Genomic DNA, 17,799 nt, shown 5'->3' with positions numbered 1-17,799 from the left:
CTGGTGGCGGACGTTTGATCATCCGGGCCGCCGCCATTTCACAACTATGAAGGAAAGGCCGGGTGACGACACTTGAGCGGGACGATTTTGGAAATGAGGGACATTACCAAGACGTTTCCGGGCGTTAAAGCGCTCAGCAACGTCAACCTCAAGGTAACAGAGGGAGAAATTCACGCCTTGTGTGGCGAGAATGGGGCTGGCAAGTCCACGTTGATGAAGGTACTCAGCGGGGTATATCCTCATGGCTCCTACGAGGGGGACATTTACTTTGACGGACAGCCCTGCGAATTCAAGGATATCAAGCAAAGTGAACAGGTTGGCATCGTCATTATCCATCAGGAGTTGGCCTTAATTCCCTACCTGTCGATTGCGGAGAATATCTTCCTGGGCAACGAACAGAGTAAGCATGGGCTAATCAACTGGAACGAGACCACGATGAAGACGAAAGGGCTGCTGCACACGGTAGGGTTGAACGAATCGCCAACCACCCGTGTACTGGAACTTGGGGTCGGCAAGCAGCAGTTAGTGGAAATTGCCAAGGCTTTGTCCAAGCAGGTCCGACTGCTCATACTGGATGAGCCCACGGCTGCATTGAACGAGGACGATAGCGAGAACCTGCTGGCTCTTATTTTGGAGTTGAAGAAGCAGGGAATTACATCGATTATCATTTCGCACAAGCTTAACGAAATCAGCCGCGTGGCTGATTCTATTACAATTTTGCGTGATGGTCAGACCATCCAAACCTTGGACATGAAGGCGGACCAGGTCACGGAAGACACGATTATTAAAGGCATGGTCGGTCGCGACCTGACCCATCGATATCCCGAGCGGGTTCCACAAATCGGCGACGTCATTTTCGAAGTACAGGACTGGGAGGCCTATCATCCTCAGCAAGAAGAACGCAAGGTGCTTGATGACATCAATCTGAACATTCGCCAGGGTGAAATTGTTGGCATCGCCGGGCTCATGGGAGCGGGACGGACGGAGCTAGCTATGAGTATCTTTGGACGCTCTTACGGACGGCATATCCAAGGCAAGCTGTTCCTGCATGGCCAGGAGGTTCGATTTGATAATATCAGTCAGGCGATTGAGCACGGTGTGGCTTACGTTACGGAGGACCGCAAGCAATACGGCCTGATCCTCATCGATGATATCAAGCGTAATATTTCGTTAGCTTCGTTAGGCAAGCTCTCCCGCCGGGGCGTCATTCATGAGCAGGAGGAAGTGCTTGTCGCCGAGGAATATCGCCGCAAGCTTAACATCAAAACACCAAGCATTTTGCAAAAAGCCGTTAACCTGAGTGGCGGAAATCAACAAAAGGTTGTACTGAGTAAGTGGATTTATTCGCAGCCGGAGATATTGATCCTTGACGAGCCCACTCGCGGGATCGATGTTGGAGCCAAGTATGAAATTTACTCCATCGTGAATCAATTGGCTAGCGAGGGTAAGGGCATTTTGTTCATCTCCTCCGAGCTGCCGGAAATTCTCGGGATGTGCGACCGGATTTACGTCATGAGCGAAGGGCGGATCACCGGGGAGGTCCGCCGCGAAGACGCCACACAGGAAGTATTAATGAAGTCCATGACTCGAGGCAGGGGGGAGACAGATGCAAGCAGTCAGCGAGCTCTTTAAGAAGAACATTCGCCAGTACGGCATGATCATCGCTTTAGTATTTATTACGATTCTATTTCAAATTTTGACCGAGGGCATTTTGCTCAAGCCACTTAATATTACGAATCTGATCTTGCAGAATAGCTATATTCTAGTGCTTGCCATCGGGATGGTGCTGGTCATTATAACCGGGCATATCGACTTGTCCGTCGGCTCCATTGCCGCGTTCATCGGTGCTCTATCCGCCATCATGATGGTGGATTTGGAGCTCCCCGTGTATCTGGCAGTCATTTTATCCTTGGTCGCCGGTGGGCTAATTGGCGCCTGGCAGGGATTTTGGATTGCGTATATCAAAATTCCGGCTTTTATCGTAACACTGGCTGGTATGCTCCTGTTCCGAGGACTTACCATGATTGTGCTGGGAGGCCAGTCGATCGCACCGTTCCCGAAAACATTCCAACGCATCAGCTCTGGCTTTATTCCAGACTGGCTCGGTGGCGGCGAAATCCATCTGCTTACGATAACCCTTGGCCTCTTGCTGTCCCTTCTCTACATCTGGCAAGAGTTCAAGGACCGCCGGACACAGATCAAATACAACTTCGACACGGCACCGATCTGGATGTTCGTAACGAAGATTGCCCTGCTGGTTGCTGTCATCAACATCTTCACGTTCGTGCTCGCTACGTATAACGGGCTGCCGAATATTCTCATCATCCTCTTCTTCCTGATCATCATCTATTCCTTTGTCATGAATCGGATGGTGGCCGGGCGGCATATCTATGCTATCGGTGGCAATGAGAAAGCCGCCAGCCTGTCAGGGGTCAAGACCAAGCGGGTGACGTTCTGGGTATTCGTCAACATGGGCGCTCTGGCCGCGTTATCCGGCCTGATCTTTGCTGCTCGCCTGAATTCGGCGACGCCCAAGGCAGGCATCAACTTCGAGCTTGATGCCATCGCAGCCTGCTTTATCGGCGGTGCTTCCGCTTCCGGCGGCATCGGTACCGTCATCGGCGCCATCATCGGCGGCTTGGTCATGGGCGTGATGAACAACGGCATGTCCCTCATCGGCCTCGGCGTTGACTGGCAGCAAGGCATCAAGGGCCTCGTCCTGCTGTTGGCCGTAGCCTTCGACATCTACAATAAGTCGAAGACGAATTGATGGATTTCAGTAGAAAACCACCGAATTAGGATTGAAATTCGGTGGTTTCTACTTACATTCTAATAATACTCTTTCTTAAAAAGATTAAACCTCCTAATTAGGCCTGATTTGGTGCCCCGTTATTTCCAAAGTATATCTGGCTCCGTGATCAATTCCATAAACACCTATATAATACACTCCTTGTTTGGGAGATTTAATATTTATGTTTTCTTGAGGTAAGCCTTTATTCTTATTAATGTAATAAGTAGAAGGATCCCCTTGATAAGGGTCTGCCCCAGGTTCCCAAATGACTAAATCAAGATTTTCCATATTTTCATCAATAATCAGTAAGGTTACATTTAGATCAGCAGTTGTGGAGCTTTGATAAATCTCATAAATATCTATATAATCCTTTTGCACCCTACCATCAGGTACTCTGATATAAGTTCGATAGTTATCAAATGAACCTGAACCCTGTGCAGCATTTTTAATAGATTCATAGGCTAACAAGCTACCATTGCCATATATTTTATCATAACCGTCCATGCCCATATCAAATGCAGAAAAATTGATAGAACTGGAAACCCCTCGAGAGTACGCGGCATCATACATTAAGCTGTATATTCCCGCAGCCATCGGGCTTGCCATTGATGTACCACTTAGCGTTTCATATTCTCTTGTAGAGTTTGCCTTTGCCGCTCTAATATCTTCTCCAGCAGTGACAATATAAGGGCCTTGACTTCCCGTACCTCTGGATGAAAATTCGCTTAATCCCCAACCGCCCTCATAAGGATCCTTTATACTACCTACTGAGGTCGATGTATATTTTGCAAAGGTACTTAAGGTATCATAATATCTACCTAAAAATTGACCATTATAATATCCATCGCCCTCGTTTCCCGCTGCTACAAAAACAGGTACACCCGCATTTTTAATTTTGTTAATCATATTTACTATATTTGAGATACTACTATATGACGCTTGTGTGCCTATGCTAATATTTACTACATTGATTTTATAAGTGTCTAAATGAGTGTATATCCAATCAAGACCAAGATATATCTGATTGGCCGTTCCCTCCCCATCCTGATTTAATACTTTTACTCCCACCAATGCAGCGCCCGGGGACACACCAGTCTGTACCCCCGGGTCCCCCTCACCTGTACCTGCTGCTATACTCGCAACATGTGTACCATGGCCTTCATCATCATAAGGCGAAGTTTTACCATTTATAGCATCAAACCACCCAATAACTTTCCCACCATCTAAATCAACATGAGAAGCATCTATTCCCGTATCAACAACAGCTATAACAACGTCATTTTTTGTAAAATTAGTTTCTCTTCCATCTAGGTCGCCTGAAACTTGAAAATCGTTTCTCGCCTTTTTTATACCTAACATTTCACTAGCAGCGTTCATGCTAGGGGTAACATCCCTGAACTGGGGTAATTGTGAGATATACATCTCATCTTCTTTTTCTGGCTGTCTAAATATAAATTTTATAGTACTTATAGATTCCAAATCGTCTAATTGCTCTCTGGTTACCCATGCATTATAAGTTCGATACCCAACCCGTTCAAACTCTAATAAATCTCCAAAAGTAGCGTCAATCTCTTTCTCAAACTTAGCTTCAGCGTCCTCAATATCAAAGTCTAAACTAACTTGAACTGGAATTAATCCATTCATACCATCCTTTTTTAACTTCGCCTCCTCTTGAACATCAAACATGATTTTACTTTCAACCTCTAATTTCAACGGTTGATCGTTTGGGCCCAATCCACGTGGCTGGATAGGTTGTAGCTGAATTATATTTGTTTTAACATTTGACGACTCCTTGATTGTTTTCTTATTTATCATTAAAGGATCCATTTGAAGCTGTTCGGCATCTCCGTAGGCGAATGAGAGGTTTGATAACAATACAGTTAACACAAGCGCAATGAATGCTACTCGATTTTTCATTATCATAATCACCTTTCTAAATATAATATTACAAACAACCTCCTGATCCTCCTTTTCTAATTTTTATAAATATTACCAGTATAATTTTACCAGAAATAAATATATAATAACTGTAATTTTTTTCATAATTTATGTTGTAAACAGAATTTATACTGGTCTTTTAATTGGGGAGCACTAATTCCAATTTCATCTCCTGCTTCAGCTATCTGATCGGGAACTTGGTAATTATGAATTGAAGCTATCACAAGCACCTCTTTTACTTGTTCCAATCGGATGATTTGCTCATATTTAATATTTTCAACCAGATATGATTTATGTTTTCTCTTTTTGAGCTCCAAAACATCTCCAAACCATTCCTTAAACGCTTGTTCAAATTCCTCATCCGTATAATTGAAATGTACCAAAACTTCTACATCAAAAGTACTCACCTTATTTTGATTCAATTCCAATTCCTCTCTCAAGAGATAAGTAATTTTCGACTCAGGATCTTCGTCCTTCTCCATAACTCCCTCCTCGGTTAGAACAGGCAACTGAAATGTCCTTGCTTCCTTTTGTACGCTTTGATGGTCGATCTGCTTTACAATTAACTTATCCTGATCTATGATGAGTCCCTCGGTCATTAGCTTGCACACTGATAATCCAGTCATATAAATCTCATCTTCACGTTCGGGTTGTCTATAGATACGTTTTACAGTATTCATTAATTCCAGAACACCCAATTGCTCTTTGTTAACTACCATATCATATCGTCTATACCTAACTCTTTCATATTTCAATTCTTCCGCAAATAAAAGTTTCAATTCTTTTTCAAACTTTGCTTCATTCACTCCAATATTCGCTTCACTATCATCATCCTGTACTACAACACGAACTGGTATTAATACATTCATACCATCCTTTTTTGACTTCTCCTTCTCTTGAACATCAAACATGATTTTACTTTCAATCTCTAATTTCAACGGTTGATCGTTTGGACTCAATTCTCGAGGATGGATAGGCTGTAGCTGAACTGTATTCGTTTTAACGTTTGAGGACTCCTTGAGGGTTTTCTTATTCATCATTGAAGGATCCATTTGAAACTGTTCGGCATCCCCGTAGGCGAATGACAGGTTTGATAACAATACAGCTAACACAAGCGTAATGAAGGCTACCCGATTTTTCATTATCATAATTACCTTCCTAAATAGAATAGATGAATTGCCCTTAATAATGTTTTATCACCCATAGGGAAGACATCTTCAAGACAATATCCAAAATTTAACTCACCCACATTGACGTTACAGACAAGCTATTTGTTGCTCAATTTGTTGCTTGCGGGGAATAAATATTCCTCTACCCGAACACAATTCTATCGCACAGTGCCTCGCTGCGTGGCGATAGTCGGCTAAAGCTACTACAGTATTTAAGACAAAAAAAACGACCCTTCTCTTTTGAGAACAGTCGTTGTGCTTATGAGCAAGCTACTAAGTGCATCCTTGCCGTAATACATTTATTTTTAATTCTTGGCCTGGTCTTTAACCCTTCTTGCAAACCTTCATTGTACGCTGCCTTCCTCCGGCTCAAATATAAGTCTTAATTGGGCGCAGTCTTCACGCAACGGCTCCAGCCGCTCCAGATAATACAACAACGATTTGGTGATTACGCTTAAGGTTAGAGAGTCTCTGGACTCTTTCTTGATCTCTGTGATGGCTTGAAGATAGTCCTTCATCTCCAATTCACTCAGAGAGGCATCATGCTTAACCAATGTCTCCATTCGGCGGAACAATTGCTGTAATTGGCGCGATCTGAGAATGGGCGTGACCTCTTCCGGCCAATAATTTAATATCCAGGACGGCGTATCGAAGAGCAATGGCATGTTCGGCTTGTTGTTCTTAAGCCCCTCGACTAATACCTGGATTAGATATTCGATGTAGATGGCAATTCTCCGACAATGATCATGGGACAGATTAGGCCCGACTACACGGGTGTAGTCCATCATGACGCTAGTCGCAATAAAGGTAACGTCTACGGCGAAACCATCAATTTGCTCCTTGTACAGATCGACAATGCTGTCTTGCAGCCACGTAAATATCTTACGCTCCAGCGTCATCGCCGCATTCTGGATACGTTCGTTCTCATAGAATGGCTGCGTCAGTTCTGTGAAGAAGTTGACATAGGCCCGATGCTTGAAAATCTCCTCCAGATAAATCATGATCAATGCGGTAATTCGCTCATTCTTCGTTAATTCGGCATTACGATAGAGCCGATAAACTTCCTCCTCTAACTCATCGCTAAATAGCTCAAATACCTCCAGCAGTAAATCTTCCTTGCCGGGAAAGTATTTATAGAAGGAAGGCTTGGTCATACCGCTTGCCTTGGCAATCTCCTCAATGGTGGTCAGCGCAAATCCCTTCTCTTCAAAGAGACAAAGCGCCGCCTCCATAATGACTCTTTTTTTACTCACATCCTAGGTTCCCTTTCCTTTGCGGATTCTCAGTAAACAGCCTGACTGGCCCTTCCGGGGAAGGGCCGAATCCCTTACATAGGGAGCGGGCTGTCAGGACCTTCCGGAAGACTTGGCTTAGGCTTCTTTGGCTCCTTCAACTTCTTCGGTTTCTTTGGCTTCTTCGGCCCTGCACCTTGATTCAGCTTACGTTCCTGACGTCTCTCTTTATACATGGCCATCACCATATACAAAGATGGTACGACGATCAACGTCAAGATTGTAGAGAACATCAGACCAAAGATGATGGTATAAGCCATCGGCCGGAACAGGATGCTCCCCGTAGTTGCCAGCGGCAGCATACCGAACATCGCAGTAAGGGAGGTCAGCAGGATCGGCCGGAAACGGGCCGAAGTTGCCCCGATAATCGCTTCCTGTAGGCCTACTCCCTCGCGACGTGCATCCTCAATGAATTCAATCAGTACAATCCCGTTCCGCACGACAATCCCGGCCAGAGAGATAATCCCCATAATACTCATGAAGCCGATGGAGGAGCCGGAAATGAAGATCCCGATTACTCCGCCTGCTGCTGCCAGATACACCGTCGTCATAATGATGAGTGGCGTGGACAGGGAGTAGAACTGCACCGTAATGAGCAGCAGAATCAAGAAGATAACGATAACGAACAAGCTCCCCAGATCGGAGAAGATGGCTGCCTGATCCGAGGTTTCCCCGCCCAGCGTCCAGCTATATCCTTCCGGAAAATGCATGTCGCCCAGCAAGGCGCTCACCTGTTCATTCAGTTCGGTAGCCGTTTTACCCCCTGTTGCATCTGCCTCTACCGTAACCGTACGCACCAGATTGTAATGCTGTACCTTCTGAATCGAGAATGAAGGCTTCAGTTCGGCCAATTGAGATAGCGGCACCTGAGCGCCCTGCCCATTGGTGATATTAATCTGCTGGAACAGCTCCGTCGGGTTGCTATCTTTGTTCTTCATATATAAATTCACATCAATGATTTCCTTGCCTGTATCAAAATCACCAATGGTTAACCCATCACCCATGAGCCGCAGCGTTTGGGTCAAGGTCTTGTAGTCCACCTGATATTGATTCATGGCATCATCATTGATAGCGAAATCCAAGGTATAGCTTTGGTTCCCAAAATTGTCCTTGATTCCGCTAGTACCTTCAACTTGTGCAATCTTCTCCTTCACCTGTTGCGACAGGCTTTGGAGCTGATCCAGATCCTCACCGGAGATACGGACGGATACAGCCGCACCTACAGGAATACCGAGCCTTGGGATATTCGTTATGATCTTGGCCCCTGGATATTGCTTATCCAGCTCCTTCTGCCAAGTCGCCACCGTCTCGTTCCAGTCTTGCTTGTCTTTCGTGCCAATGACTGCAATCTGCCCTACGGTCGGCGAGGAACTGACAAAGTTCGTAATATCCGAAAAGATTTGCGGTGCCTTGCCACCGATCCCGTAGCTGACCGTTTCCGCTTGCGGTTGCTTGGTCACCCAAGCTGCAATGTCCGCTACCGTCTGATTAGTAGCCTCGAAGGAGGTACCTACAGGAAGTTCCACATTAATATTAACGTGATGCTCCTCAGCTTGCGGGAACAAGTCAATCGGGGTGAACAATGCGAACCCGAAGGACAAAGTACCGATCATCAGTCCAGTCAGAGCCGTGAGCAGTGGACGCTTAAGCACCTTGGGAATGATGGTCCCGGAGTACCATTTGGTTGCTGTCTGAATCTGCTTGCCCAGCAAACCTGGCGATTTGTTCTCCTTAATCTCCTTACCCCGGCTTTGTCTGCGCTTCTCATGCCATTCCCGGAAGATCGGAATGATCGTGAGTGACATCAGCATGGACGCCAGCATGGTGCTGGAAATGACGATTGGAATCGGCTTGATGAACGAGCCAACATCCCCGGTCAGGAATAGCAGCGGCATAAAGGCAAAGATGGTAGACAACGTCGCCGTCAGGATGGAGATAGATACCTCCTGGGCTCCCTTGACGGAAGCTACGGATGGATCTTCTCCCAAGTCGCTAAGCCGCCGCTCAATATTATCGTTAACCACCACCGCGTCATCGACCAGGATACCCAGTACAATAATGAGGCCTACGATAGTAATTTCGTTCAAAGTAATCCCTGTCACCGGCAGAAAAATGAGTCCCAGGGCAATGGAAATCGGAATCGCTAAGGCCACAAAAGCTGCCGTTAACAAGTTAAGCCCCAGCATACAGACGATGATAACCGCAGCAATCGCAATTAACATTTCCTTGGTGAGGTCGGCAAACATTTTATCGACCACTTCAAGCTGGGCAAAGGCCGTCACGAACTTGACGTTCTTCGGCAAGTGTGGAGATAACTCCGCCAGCTTGTTGGTGATGGCCTTATCCATCGACGGCACGTCCGAGCCAGTCTGTGCGTTTACATTGATCAGCAACGCCGGCTTGCCGTCATAATACGGCAAATAGTCGGGATTGCCCGGTGCCAGCTTCACTTCAGCGATATCCTTAAGATACACGGAGGAGCCCGTTGGCATCGTCATGATCAAGGCGTCGTTCAGCAGTTCCACGTCTTCCAGACTTTGAACCTGTAATTGATAATTGCGGTTATCAACATTCAAATCGCCGAGTGGCACGCGAATGCTCATATTCTGTACGGACTGGACGACCAGTTCCCACGGAATCTGGTATTGCTGGAGCTTCTGCGTGTCGATCTCGATTGCGACTTGCTGCTCGGGAATCCCCTGGATCTCTACCCCAGCCACGCCTTGAACCGTCTGGAGTTGGTCCCGCCAGCCAATCATCGTATCGTTCAACGCGTACAGTTCTTCCCGAGATTCAGCGTAAATGATATAGGAACCAACAAACGCTGAACTCAGGTTATCATTAACGGTTGGCTGCATTACGCCATCAGGCAGATTAGCCGAAGCGTCCTGCACGTTCTTGCGCAGCTCGTTCCAGGCCTTCTCGGCATCCGCATCGGGATAAGCCATGACGGTAATCATGGAATACCCGCTGCCCGAAGTCGACAGAATTTTATCCACACTGTCTACTTTCTTAATCGCCTGTTCCATCACCTTCGTCACGGACTGTTCTACCTTCTCCGGCGTAGCGCCTGGATATACCGTCGTTACCAGCGCCGTCTTGACGATGGCATCAGGCATATCTTGACGTGCCAGCCCGGTGAAGCTGTACACCCCAACCATGATAAGCATGATAAAGAATAACAGCGTTATCTTGCGTTTCTTAACTAAGAAGTTAATCATTGAACAGCCTCCGCCGTCGTTACGGCATAGCCGTCAAACAGCCCTTCTGCCCCCACGCTTACGATGGTATCCCCTGCCTGCAGGCCGGATACAATGCGGAAGCGGTTGTTGCGGATCTCGGCCCCCAATTCAACTGGAGTCTTGACGGACTTACCGTCGATTACACGAAAGACGTAAGGCTCCTGACCGTTGCTGATGACAGCCTCGGCAGGCACAAGAATAGCCTGCTCCCCTGACACCTGAAGTCCAGCCTTCACCACTTGTCCAGCCAACCAGTCCTTGTTCGGATTAGGCACGCTAACCTCAACAGAGATAGACCCTGTTCCGGCATTGGTCCGTGGATGAACCAGATCAACGGTTCCCGTCCGCGTCTCATCGCCCAACGCCAAGTCCACCTGCTGCCCTGCTTTCCAGGAGGAGATCTCCCGGTCAGGAACGGACAGATACACTTTCAATACCTTGGTTTCTCCAATGGTGAACGCCGGGGAGCCCGCCCCGGTAGCCTGACCTACGACCACCATCTTCTCTAATACCGTACCGGAGACAGTTGCGGTAAGCTTCGTCTTGGACAGGCCCAGTTCTGCTTGCTCGCGAGTAAGCTGGGCATACTTGTACCCTGCCTCTGCTTGCGCTGCGGTAGCCTGCGCTGCCTCCTTGCCAGCCTTGGCCTGATCCAGCATGGACTTGGCACCTGCACGCTGCTCTGCGGTAGCCCCGTTGGTCACTTCCTCTAATTGTTTCTTAGCGCTGTCCAGCGCGTTTTCTGTATTTTTAAGCTGAATTTGCGTTTTTTCATAATCATCCATGGAAATCAGGCCTTCGGCGTATAATTTCTGGAACCGATCGGTATCTGCTTTCACTTTGGTATAAGCATCCTCTGCTTGCTTCACTTGGTTCTCTACGAGAGCCCGTTGCTGTTCAGAAGCTCCCTTCTCCACAGCATCCACATTAGATTGAGCACTGCGAACCTGTGCTTCCGCAGAGGCCAGCCCGGCCTTGGCCGCACTTAATTGGCCCTGAGCCTGCGCCACCCCACTCTGGGCTTGTTCCAATTGCAAACGACTCGGCTCGCTATCCAGGATAGCCAAAACATCCCCAGCCTGGACCTGATCGCCCACCTCAACCAAGCTTTGCTTCACTTCACCCGCAGCCTGGAACGTGACTGTAGCGGAATTGGTAGGCTGTAGTGTACCCGACAATGTATATTCTGCCTCCAGAGACTCGCTCTTTAAGTTCAGCACCTCAACCACGGCCGCCTCATTTTCAGACGCAGCATTCTCTCCAGCATTTCCCGAAGAACATGCGGCTAAAGACAACGTCAGTAACGCCGTCATGCTTAGCCATAAAAAACGTCCCTTCATCAGGATAATTCTCCTCCCATAATACTCATCAGTATTTTTTTTAACTTCAAAGTAACCCAGCTACAATGCGGTTGTCAAGCGCAGGTACTTCTGATTGATTTCACTTGCAACTCTGTGTTAGCATGTTGACCTGAGAGAACATGGAGATAAGGGAGGAAGAACCGTGGGGAAGAAAGCAGTGGGGGTTATCCTTTCACTAATATTATTGGCGAGCAGTCCAATTTCGGCCTATGCCGCTGATGGCGATAATACCACGAGATCAGGAAGAAATGCCGAGACTGGTAAAGAGCTTAAGGATTCATTCGTAGAATCGGGAAGATTGCAATCGTTGAAACACTTGGACCTAGATACTGTATTAAAATTGGCACTCAATAATTCCTATAATTTATCCTTGCTGGATATGAAGCTTACTGCGCTGAGACAGAACGAGGATAGCCTGGAGGAACAGAAGAAGGGATTGGATGGGGCTGTTATTACGATTCCTTCGGATAGATTGCCCGCGACTCCGGAAGAGATGATGGAAGCCTATGGTATTCCTAATGATGGAGCCGTTGATCCAGCGTCACCTTGGCTTGTTTCTGATGCCATCACCAACACAGCCGTCAACGGGGCTCTCGATGGCCTGGCCGGCATTGCCGGGGCACTGAACAAGCAAATGGCCAGTCAACGCCAGCAGCTTGAATTGGCCCTAGATCAGCTTAATACCGAGCAATCTAATACGCTGATTGATATGGAGAAGGCCAAGACCGGGGTTAAGCTGCAAATCACCTCGCAATATGTACAGCTCTTGTCGCTGAATAAGCAAACCAGGCTGACTGAGGAATATCTGGACATCGTGAAGGCGGATTACAACAAAGCGGTGACTTTTAAAGAATATGCGATGGGAACGGAAGAAGCGGTCATGCTGGCCCAGCGTCAGGTACGCGATCAGGAGGAGCAGCTTGATACGCTGAGAGATAACTACCAGCTTGCGCTGCTGCAGCTCTGCTTTGATTTGGGGCTAGTCTATGACCCGAACATCACCTTGGCCGACATCGCCTATACTCCGAAGGCAACCACCCGTAAAAATACGGAGGATATTTTGCGCAGCTCCTATGATATGAAGCAACAGTGGAATGCGGTCGTGCTGGCCAATACCCAGGAGAACCACACCAACGCGGCCAACGATCATGAGCAGGATTATTTGTATACAATGGTTCGTATTGCCAACCGTCAGGCCGAGCAAACAAAAGTTGAGCTAAGCAAGAAGATCAGCGCCACGTACAGCGGGGCCGATACAGCCTACAAAGCCTACCAAAGTGCGGAAAAAGATCTGGCGGATACCGAAATTGACTTCAACAATATGCAGACACGCTTTAAGAGCGGGTTTGTCTCACGTTATGACTTTGATAAATACGGCTTCCTGCTTACCCAACAGGAGCTTGCACTGGATTTAACCCGTTTGCAGGTGTTCCTCGCAAGTGAAGCTGTAGCCGCTATGGAAAAAGGCCTAATTAACTAAAGAGCACACCACTTAGAGCAATCATATGCCACTAAGCATTACAGTAGGTCCCTGAGCAAGCCCTTGGGACCTGCTGTTTTTTTGTGAAGCCCCTCCCTTACGCGTATAATAAAGGAAGTATTGTGGAAGAAAATGTATTCTGTCAGGCAGGTGATTCTATTGTCCAATTCTCGCCTTACCCAGAGGGCGCTAGCTACCTCCTTGAAGAAGCTGATGAACGAGTTACCCCTGAATAAAATTACTGTCAAGCACATCGTGACTGATTGTCAGTTAAATCGGAAAACGTTCTATTATCATTTCCAGGATATCTATGATTTGCTCGGCTGGATTTACCAGACGGAAGCCGTGGATGCCATCGCCGGGGATCACAGCTACTACACCTGGACCAACGGATTTCTCAAAATATTTGAGTACATTCAGGAGAACCGGGCCTTCTGCCTGAACACACTCCATTCCTTAGGCAGAAGTCACCTTGATTCTTATCTGTATGCCGTAGCTAACCCGTTAATTATGGGTGTTGTCCAGGAGTTGTCCTGCGGGATGCAGGTGGCAGAGGAAGACAAGCGTTTTCTGGCTAATTTCTATACCCTGGCCTTCACCGGACTGGTCATTCAATGGCTGCTGGAGGGAATGAAGGAACCACCGGACAGCATCGTGAGAAAATTAAGCAAGCTGCTGGAAGGTCATTTCGAGCGGGCTTTGCTCCGATACGAGCATAGTCCCAACACCAAGCTGCTGCCATAAGGCAAAAGCAAATCCGAACTTGATACAGAGCGCTCCCCCTTCCGCGAAATATGGCCCTTCTCGTCGGAAAGCCGGACAATTGTTCGCAAATGTCCAATTATAGGACAGCAGGCCGTTATTGATGATACCCGCCTCATAAGAAAGGGAGTACCTTGAAGATGTTCCTACTTGGACCAATTTTCTTAGGGGAGGCTATGGTAATGTCAACAGATTATAGCGGGAAACAGGTTTATTTTGTGGGCGGAGGGCTCGCTTCACTGGCAGGTGCAGCATTTTTGGTGAGAGATTGTGACTTTCCGGGGGAGCAAATTCACGTGCTGGAGGAAATGCACGTCCTTGGGGGCAGCAACGATGGCGCCGGAGACGAAAGACAGGGGTACGTCATTAGAGGCGGACGAATGCTCAATGATGAGGCCTACGAGAACACCTGGGATTTGCTGAGTTCTATCCCTTCGCTCGACCATCCTGGCCAATCGGTGCGTGATGAGATTGTCGCTTTCGATACTGCCCATCCCACCCACTCCAACGCCCGGCTGGTGAACAAGCATGGCCAAGTGGAGGATGTCACCTCAATGGGCTTTGATACGGCGGATCGGCTAGCGATGGCCAAATTGGTTATGACGCCGGAAGAGAAGCTCGGCAAAGCGCGCATCCACGACTGGTTTGGCCCTCACTTCTTCGAAACGAACTTCTGGTACATGTGGGCAACTACCTTTGCCTTTCAACCGTGGCACAGTGCCGTGGAATTGAAAAGATATATGCTGCGCTTCATGCATGAGTTCCCCCGCATTCAAACGCTGGAGGGCGTGACACGCACGCCTTACAATCAATATGATTCAATTATTGTGCCGCTATATCGTTATCTCGAAGATCACGGCGTAGATTTCTCGCTCAAGTGTACCGTCACGGACCTCGATTTCAAGGAGGGAGACGGAATTACCGTCACGCGAATGCATATGATTCAGGATGGGACACCTGCCACTCTGGATATAGCGGAAGGCGATCTCGTGCTGATCACGAACGGTTCGATGACAGAAAGCTCCAGCCTGGGTTCCATGACAACACCTCCCCAATTGCTCGGCAAGGGTAGCTCCTGGGAGCTTTGGGAACGCATAGCCGCTAAGCAACCCGGAGTTGGTCAACCCGCCACCTTTGCCGATCATATCGACGAATCGAAATGGGAGTCTTTTACCGTGACCTGCCAGGATTCTCGCTTCTTCGACTTGATGGAGGCCTTCTCGCGCAATAAAGCTGGCAGCGGCGCTCTAGTCACCTTCAAAGACTCCAGTTGGCTCATGTCCATCGTTCTGGCACACCAGCCCCATTTCCGTAACCAGCCTGAACACGTAAAGGTATTTTGGGGATACGGACTGTTCCCTGACAAGGTTGGCGACTACGTACCGAAGAGAATGTCGGATTGCAGCGGGGAAGAAATTTTAACGGAGCTATTGCATCATCTTCACTTCGAGAAAGACTTGGATGCTATCTTGTCTACCGCTAATTGCATTCCTTGTATGATGCCCTATATTACGGCTCAGTTCCTGCCAAGGTTGATTGATGACCGCCCCAAGGTTATCCCGGATGGATCTACCAATCTGGCGTTCATCAGCCAATTCTGCGAGATTCCGGACGATGTCGTATTCACCGAAGAGTATTCCATCCGGGCAGCCCGCATGGCGGTGTATGGCCTGCTGGATGTTCAGAAGCCCATCGCTCCCATCCATCAATATCAATATGATGTGCGTATCCTATTGCAAGGATTGGTCACCTCATTCCGGTAATCAGGAATTGACCACAGGACAAAGAAACGCCCTTTAAGCGATAGGTTTCTTGAGCTTCATATCCGCATACATGACCTTATTGTACTGATTAATCAGTCCGTCCAGAACGACAGATTGATGAATGACTCGCTTACTCCGAAGCCCGTAGACTTGAGCTAATCGATTTAACTTTTGTCTTTCCGCTTCTATACAAATTTTGATTTTCTCAGTATTATTCATAGCTATCACCCTATGAATATATTAGAAGATGTTGCCAAATATTGCCTAATGAAACATACTGCAAAAACAAAAAAATTCCAATTTTAAATAAAATAAAGCAAGGGACCCGCATATGCGGGTCCCTCAAATTATATTTGGTGTTTATTTAAATCTAGCCCCAACCATGGAAATAGGTCGTAAAAAAGCCATTACCAGCAACGAAGGAAAAACTAAACGTAAGCATACCCAAAACCACCCAAGACATTTTCTTCTTCATGTTCCCACACCTTTCTACATACTTTATTGTATTCTTGATATTGCTGCTTGGAAGCAGACTGTCTGTGAAGCTCAAAAAGAACCATCGTGTTTGCAAGTATAGATTTGTTACTCAACTTGATAGACATCTTCATGCTGTCCAGAAGATTATTGATTCCCTCTGTATCAGCATTTCTTCTAAAGTGATAGACAGCATAATTTTGAAAAAACAAGGAATAACGGAATACATAGGGCGGCTCTTTTGAGTTAACTGTATCTGCCTCCCTACTAGCCATCCAACTGTCCCTGCCAACTTGTCTATACTGTTCAATCTGGGTAGAAAAGCGCAACAATACATCATCAATATAAAATTCATGTCTGTTGGCAGACTCGACTAAAGTAATTAGTCCCTCAACAATTTCATCTGGATGTGAATTTAGAAAAGCAACGTATTCGGGTATCCTTGAACGGTTGCCCGCCTTCACATCAACACACATGTAATTAGCCTCTGCGAATATCTTCAACATCTTAATCTCTGCTCTACCCTCATCATCAAGGCCCTCAAACCAGGATAAATCTGCATATTTGGCAATCCACTTCCTGGACTCCTCATACATTCCTCGAAGCTCATAGGCACCTGATTTATATAGATAGGCTTTACCATAATAAAATACTAGAGGACGTATTGATTGGAATTCCGGTTGTTTCCATATCTTATTCTCATATAAAGTCCACGATAGCTGGGCTAATTCATCGGCATAGTTCTCAACTTCAACCCAGTTAAATCTGACTGCGTATACCTCGATAAGCATTAATAATCCGTCCAACGCCAGGTACTCGGGTAATCGATACCGATAAGGTAAAAATTGCAACGCCGCGGTAAAACCTATAAATCTATCTTTCTGATAGATTTGGAATATCCGATAGTAGCTCATCGCCAGCCGTTCAGAGTGACTGAAGCGCTCACTCTCGATGACACTCTCATAGAGAATGACCGCCGCTTCCTTCCAGCCTTGCTCATACATCATTTCAGCGGTTTCGAAGATGCTGGCAACCTGCTTCAAGTCTTCAAGCAACCGGCATAACACCTGCTTGATGCAGTCGTGCTGCTGCAACTCGGCGCAACGTAGCAAGAAGGGACGTATCCTCCGCCAATGCGGAGCGTTCGGAGTAGAGCATTCCTCGGCGTACAAATTGTAAAAGTGTCCCTCTGGAAGGCCCATCGCTTTGGTTACCCGGTCAAGCTGACTGATCGCAATCAGACGGTTGCCGTTGATAATTCCGCTTAATGTTCCGACATTTACCCCAGAACTTTCGGCAAAACGCTGCAGGGTTGTCCCATTATTCTTAATGTAGTCTTCCAGTTCTGCGCGAATCGTGGTAGTGGATATCAAATAATTATCACCCCCAAACGACACCAAATAACACCATCTTTTGCTAGTTTTGCGATATATATTTACATAATAATCCTTATTTTTACATTCGTCAACGTATGCAAAAACTCATATAATTTACGCCTCCACCACAAAGTTTCTACATAATTAGAGA

12 protein-coding genes are annotated in these 17,799 nt (G+C 47.0%); 5 read left to right on the top strand and 7 right to left on the bottom strand.

Annotated features, from left to right (window positions below; translation table 11 throughout):
• Positions 1–72: 72 nt before the first annotated feature.
• Together mmsA and mmsB are read left to right on the top strand one after the other, a co-directional pair.
• Entirely contained in the window at positions 73–1,632 is a 1,560-nt protein-coding gene (gene mmsA / locus BN3279_RS03310) for a multiple monosaccharide ABC transporter ATP-binding protein (protein WP_059049224.1), read from the top strand.
• Positions 1,607–2,770, top strand: a complete 1,164-nt coding sequence (mmsB, locus tag BN3279_RS03305) for a multiple monosaccharide ABC transporter permease (RefSeq protein WP_059049223.1) — start codon at positions 1,607–1,609, stop codon at positions 2,768–2,770. The genes mmsA and mmsB overlap by 26 nt, the downstream gene beginning before the upstream one ends.
• A 93-nt stretch (positions 2,771–2,863) precedes the next feature.
• On the opposite strand, the gene BN3279_RS03300 is transcribed toward mmsB, so the two are convergent.
• The 5 genes from BN3279_RS03300 to BN3279_RS03280 form a co-directional block, all read right to left on the bottom strand.
• Positions 2,864–4,708, bottom strand: a complete 1,845-nt coding sequence (locus tag BN3279_RS03300; RefSeq protein WP_157686436.1) for a S8 family serine peptidase — start codon at positions 4,706–4,708, stop codon at positions 2,864–2,866.
• Positions 4,709–4,830: 122 nt separating this feature from the next.
• Positions 4,831–5,877 (bottom strand): hypothetical protein, encoded by a 1,047-nt coding sequence (locus BN3279_RS03295; RefSeq protein WP_059049221.1) that lies wholly within the window; start codon positions 5,875–5,877, stop codon positions 4,831–4,833.
• A 365-nt stretch (positions 5,878–6,242) separates the two neighbouring features.
• Positions 6,243–7,151, bottom strand: a complete 909-nt coding sequence (locus BN3279_RS03290; RefSeq protein ID WP_148466804.1) for a TetR/AcrR family transcriptional regulator — start codon at positions 7,149–7,151, stop codon at positions 6,243–6,245.
• A 74-nt stretch (positions 7,152–7,225) separates the two neighbouring features.
• Positions 7,226–10,411, bottom strand: coding sequence for an efflux RND transporter permease subunit (locus BN3279_RS03285; protein ID WP_059049219.1), 3,186 nt, complete (start codon positions 10,409–10,411; stop codon positions 7,226–7,228).
• Positions 10,408–11,772 carry an efflux RND transporter periplasmic adaptor subunit gene (locus tag BN3279_RS03280; protein ID WP_059049218.1) on the bottom strand — a complete coding sequence of 455 codons (1,365 nt, stop codon included), beginning with the start codon at positions 11,770–11,772 and terminating at the stop codon, positions 10,408–10,410. The genes BN3279_RS03285 and BN3279_RS03280 overlap by 4 nt, the downstream gene beginning before the upstream one ends.
• A gap of 163 nt (positions 11,773–11,935) precedes the next feature.
• On the opposite strand from BN3279_RS03280, the gene BN3279_RS03275 reads away from it, so the two are divergent.
• The 3 genes from BN3279_RS03275 (at position 11,936) to BN3279_RS03265 (ending at position 15,798) form a co-directional block, all read left to right on the top strand.
• A complete protein-coding gene (locus tag BN3279_RS03275) occupies positions 11,936–13,273 on the top strand; it encodes a TolC family protein (protein WP_059049217.1) in 1,338 nt (445 codons plus the stop codon).
• A gap of 150 nt (positions 13,274–13,423) precedes the next feature.
• Positions 13,424–14,017, top strand: a complete 594-nt coding sequence (locus BN3279_RS03270) for a TetR-like C-terminal domain-containing protein (protein ID WP_232436747.1) — start codon at positions 13,424–13,426, stop codon at positions 14,015–14,017.
• Between the two features lie 200 nt (positions 14,018–14,217).
• Positions 14,218–15,798 carry an oleate hydratase gene (locus tag BN3279_RS03265; RefSeq protein ID WP_059049216.1) on the top strand — a complete coding sequence of 527 codons (1,581 nt, stop codon included), beginning with the start codon at positions 14,218–14,220 and terminating at the stop codon, positions 15,796–15,798.
• A gap of 33 nt (positions 15,799–15,831) precedes the next feature.
• Here BN3279_RS03265 and BN3279_RS03260 read toward each other — a convergent pair whose 3' ends face one another.
• Both BN3279_RS03260 and BN3279_RS03255 read right to left on the bottom strand, forming a co-directional pair.
• The gene (locus BN3279_RS03260) at positions 15,832–16,017 is read right to left on the bottom strand and encodes an aspartyl-phosphate phosphatase Spo0E family protein (protein WP_059049215.1); all 186 of its coding nucleotides are present in this window, start codon (positions 16,015–16,017) and stop codon (positions 15,832–15,834) included.
• Between the two features lie 209 nt (positions 16,018–16,226).
• Positions 16,227–17,645, bottom strand: a complete 1,419-nt coding sequence (locus BN3279_RS03255; protein WP_232436739.1) for a helix-turn-helix domain-containing protein — start codon at positions 17,643–17,645, stop codon at positions 16,227–16,229.
• Between the last annotated feature and the right edge of the window lie 154 nt (positions 17,646–17,799).

The sequence above is a fragment of the Paenibacillus senegalimassiliensis genome (assembly GCF_001486585.1).
GTDB lineage: Bacteria > Bacillota > Bacilli > Paenibacillales > Paenibacillaceae > Fontibacillus > Fontibacillus senegalimassiliensis.
Note: the sequence above shows the minus strand (reverse complement) of the source record. Positions and strands in the feature narration are given on the sequence as shown.

Excerpts from the sequence above, each read along its gene's own strand:
- BN3279_RS03285 (WP_059049219.1), bottom strand. The coding sequence starts at position 10,411 with ATGATTAACTTCTTAGTTAAGAAACGCAAGATAACGCTGTTATTCTTT.
- BN3279_RS03300 (WP_157686436.1), bottom strand. The coding sequence starts at position 4,708 with ATGAAAAATCGAGTAGCATTCATTGCGCTTGTGTTAACTGTATTGTTA.
- BN3279_RS03295 (WP_059049221.1), bottom strand. The coding sequence starts at position 5,877 with ATGATAATGAAAAATCGGGTAGCCTTCATTACGCTTGTGTTAGCTGTA.
- mmsB (WP_059049223.1), top strand. The coding sequence starts at position 1,607 with ATGCAAGCAGTCAGCGAGCTCTTTAAGAAGAACATTCGCCAGTACGGC.
- BN3279_RS03280 (WP_059049218.1), bottom strand. The coding sequence starts at position 11,772 with ATGAAGGGACGTTTTTTATGGCTAAGCATGACGGCGTTACTGACGTTG.
- BN3279_RS03265 (WP_059049216.1), top strand. The coding sequence starts at position 14,218 with ATGTCAACAGATTATAGCGGGAAACAGGTTTATTTTGTGGGCGGAGGG.
- BN3279_RS03260 (WP_059049215.1), bottom strand. The coding sequence starts at position 16,017 with ATGAATAATACTGAGAAAATCAAAATTTGTATAGAAGCGGAAAGACAA.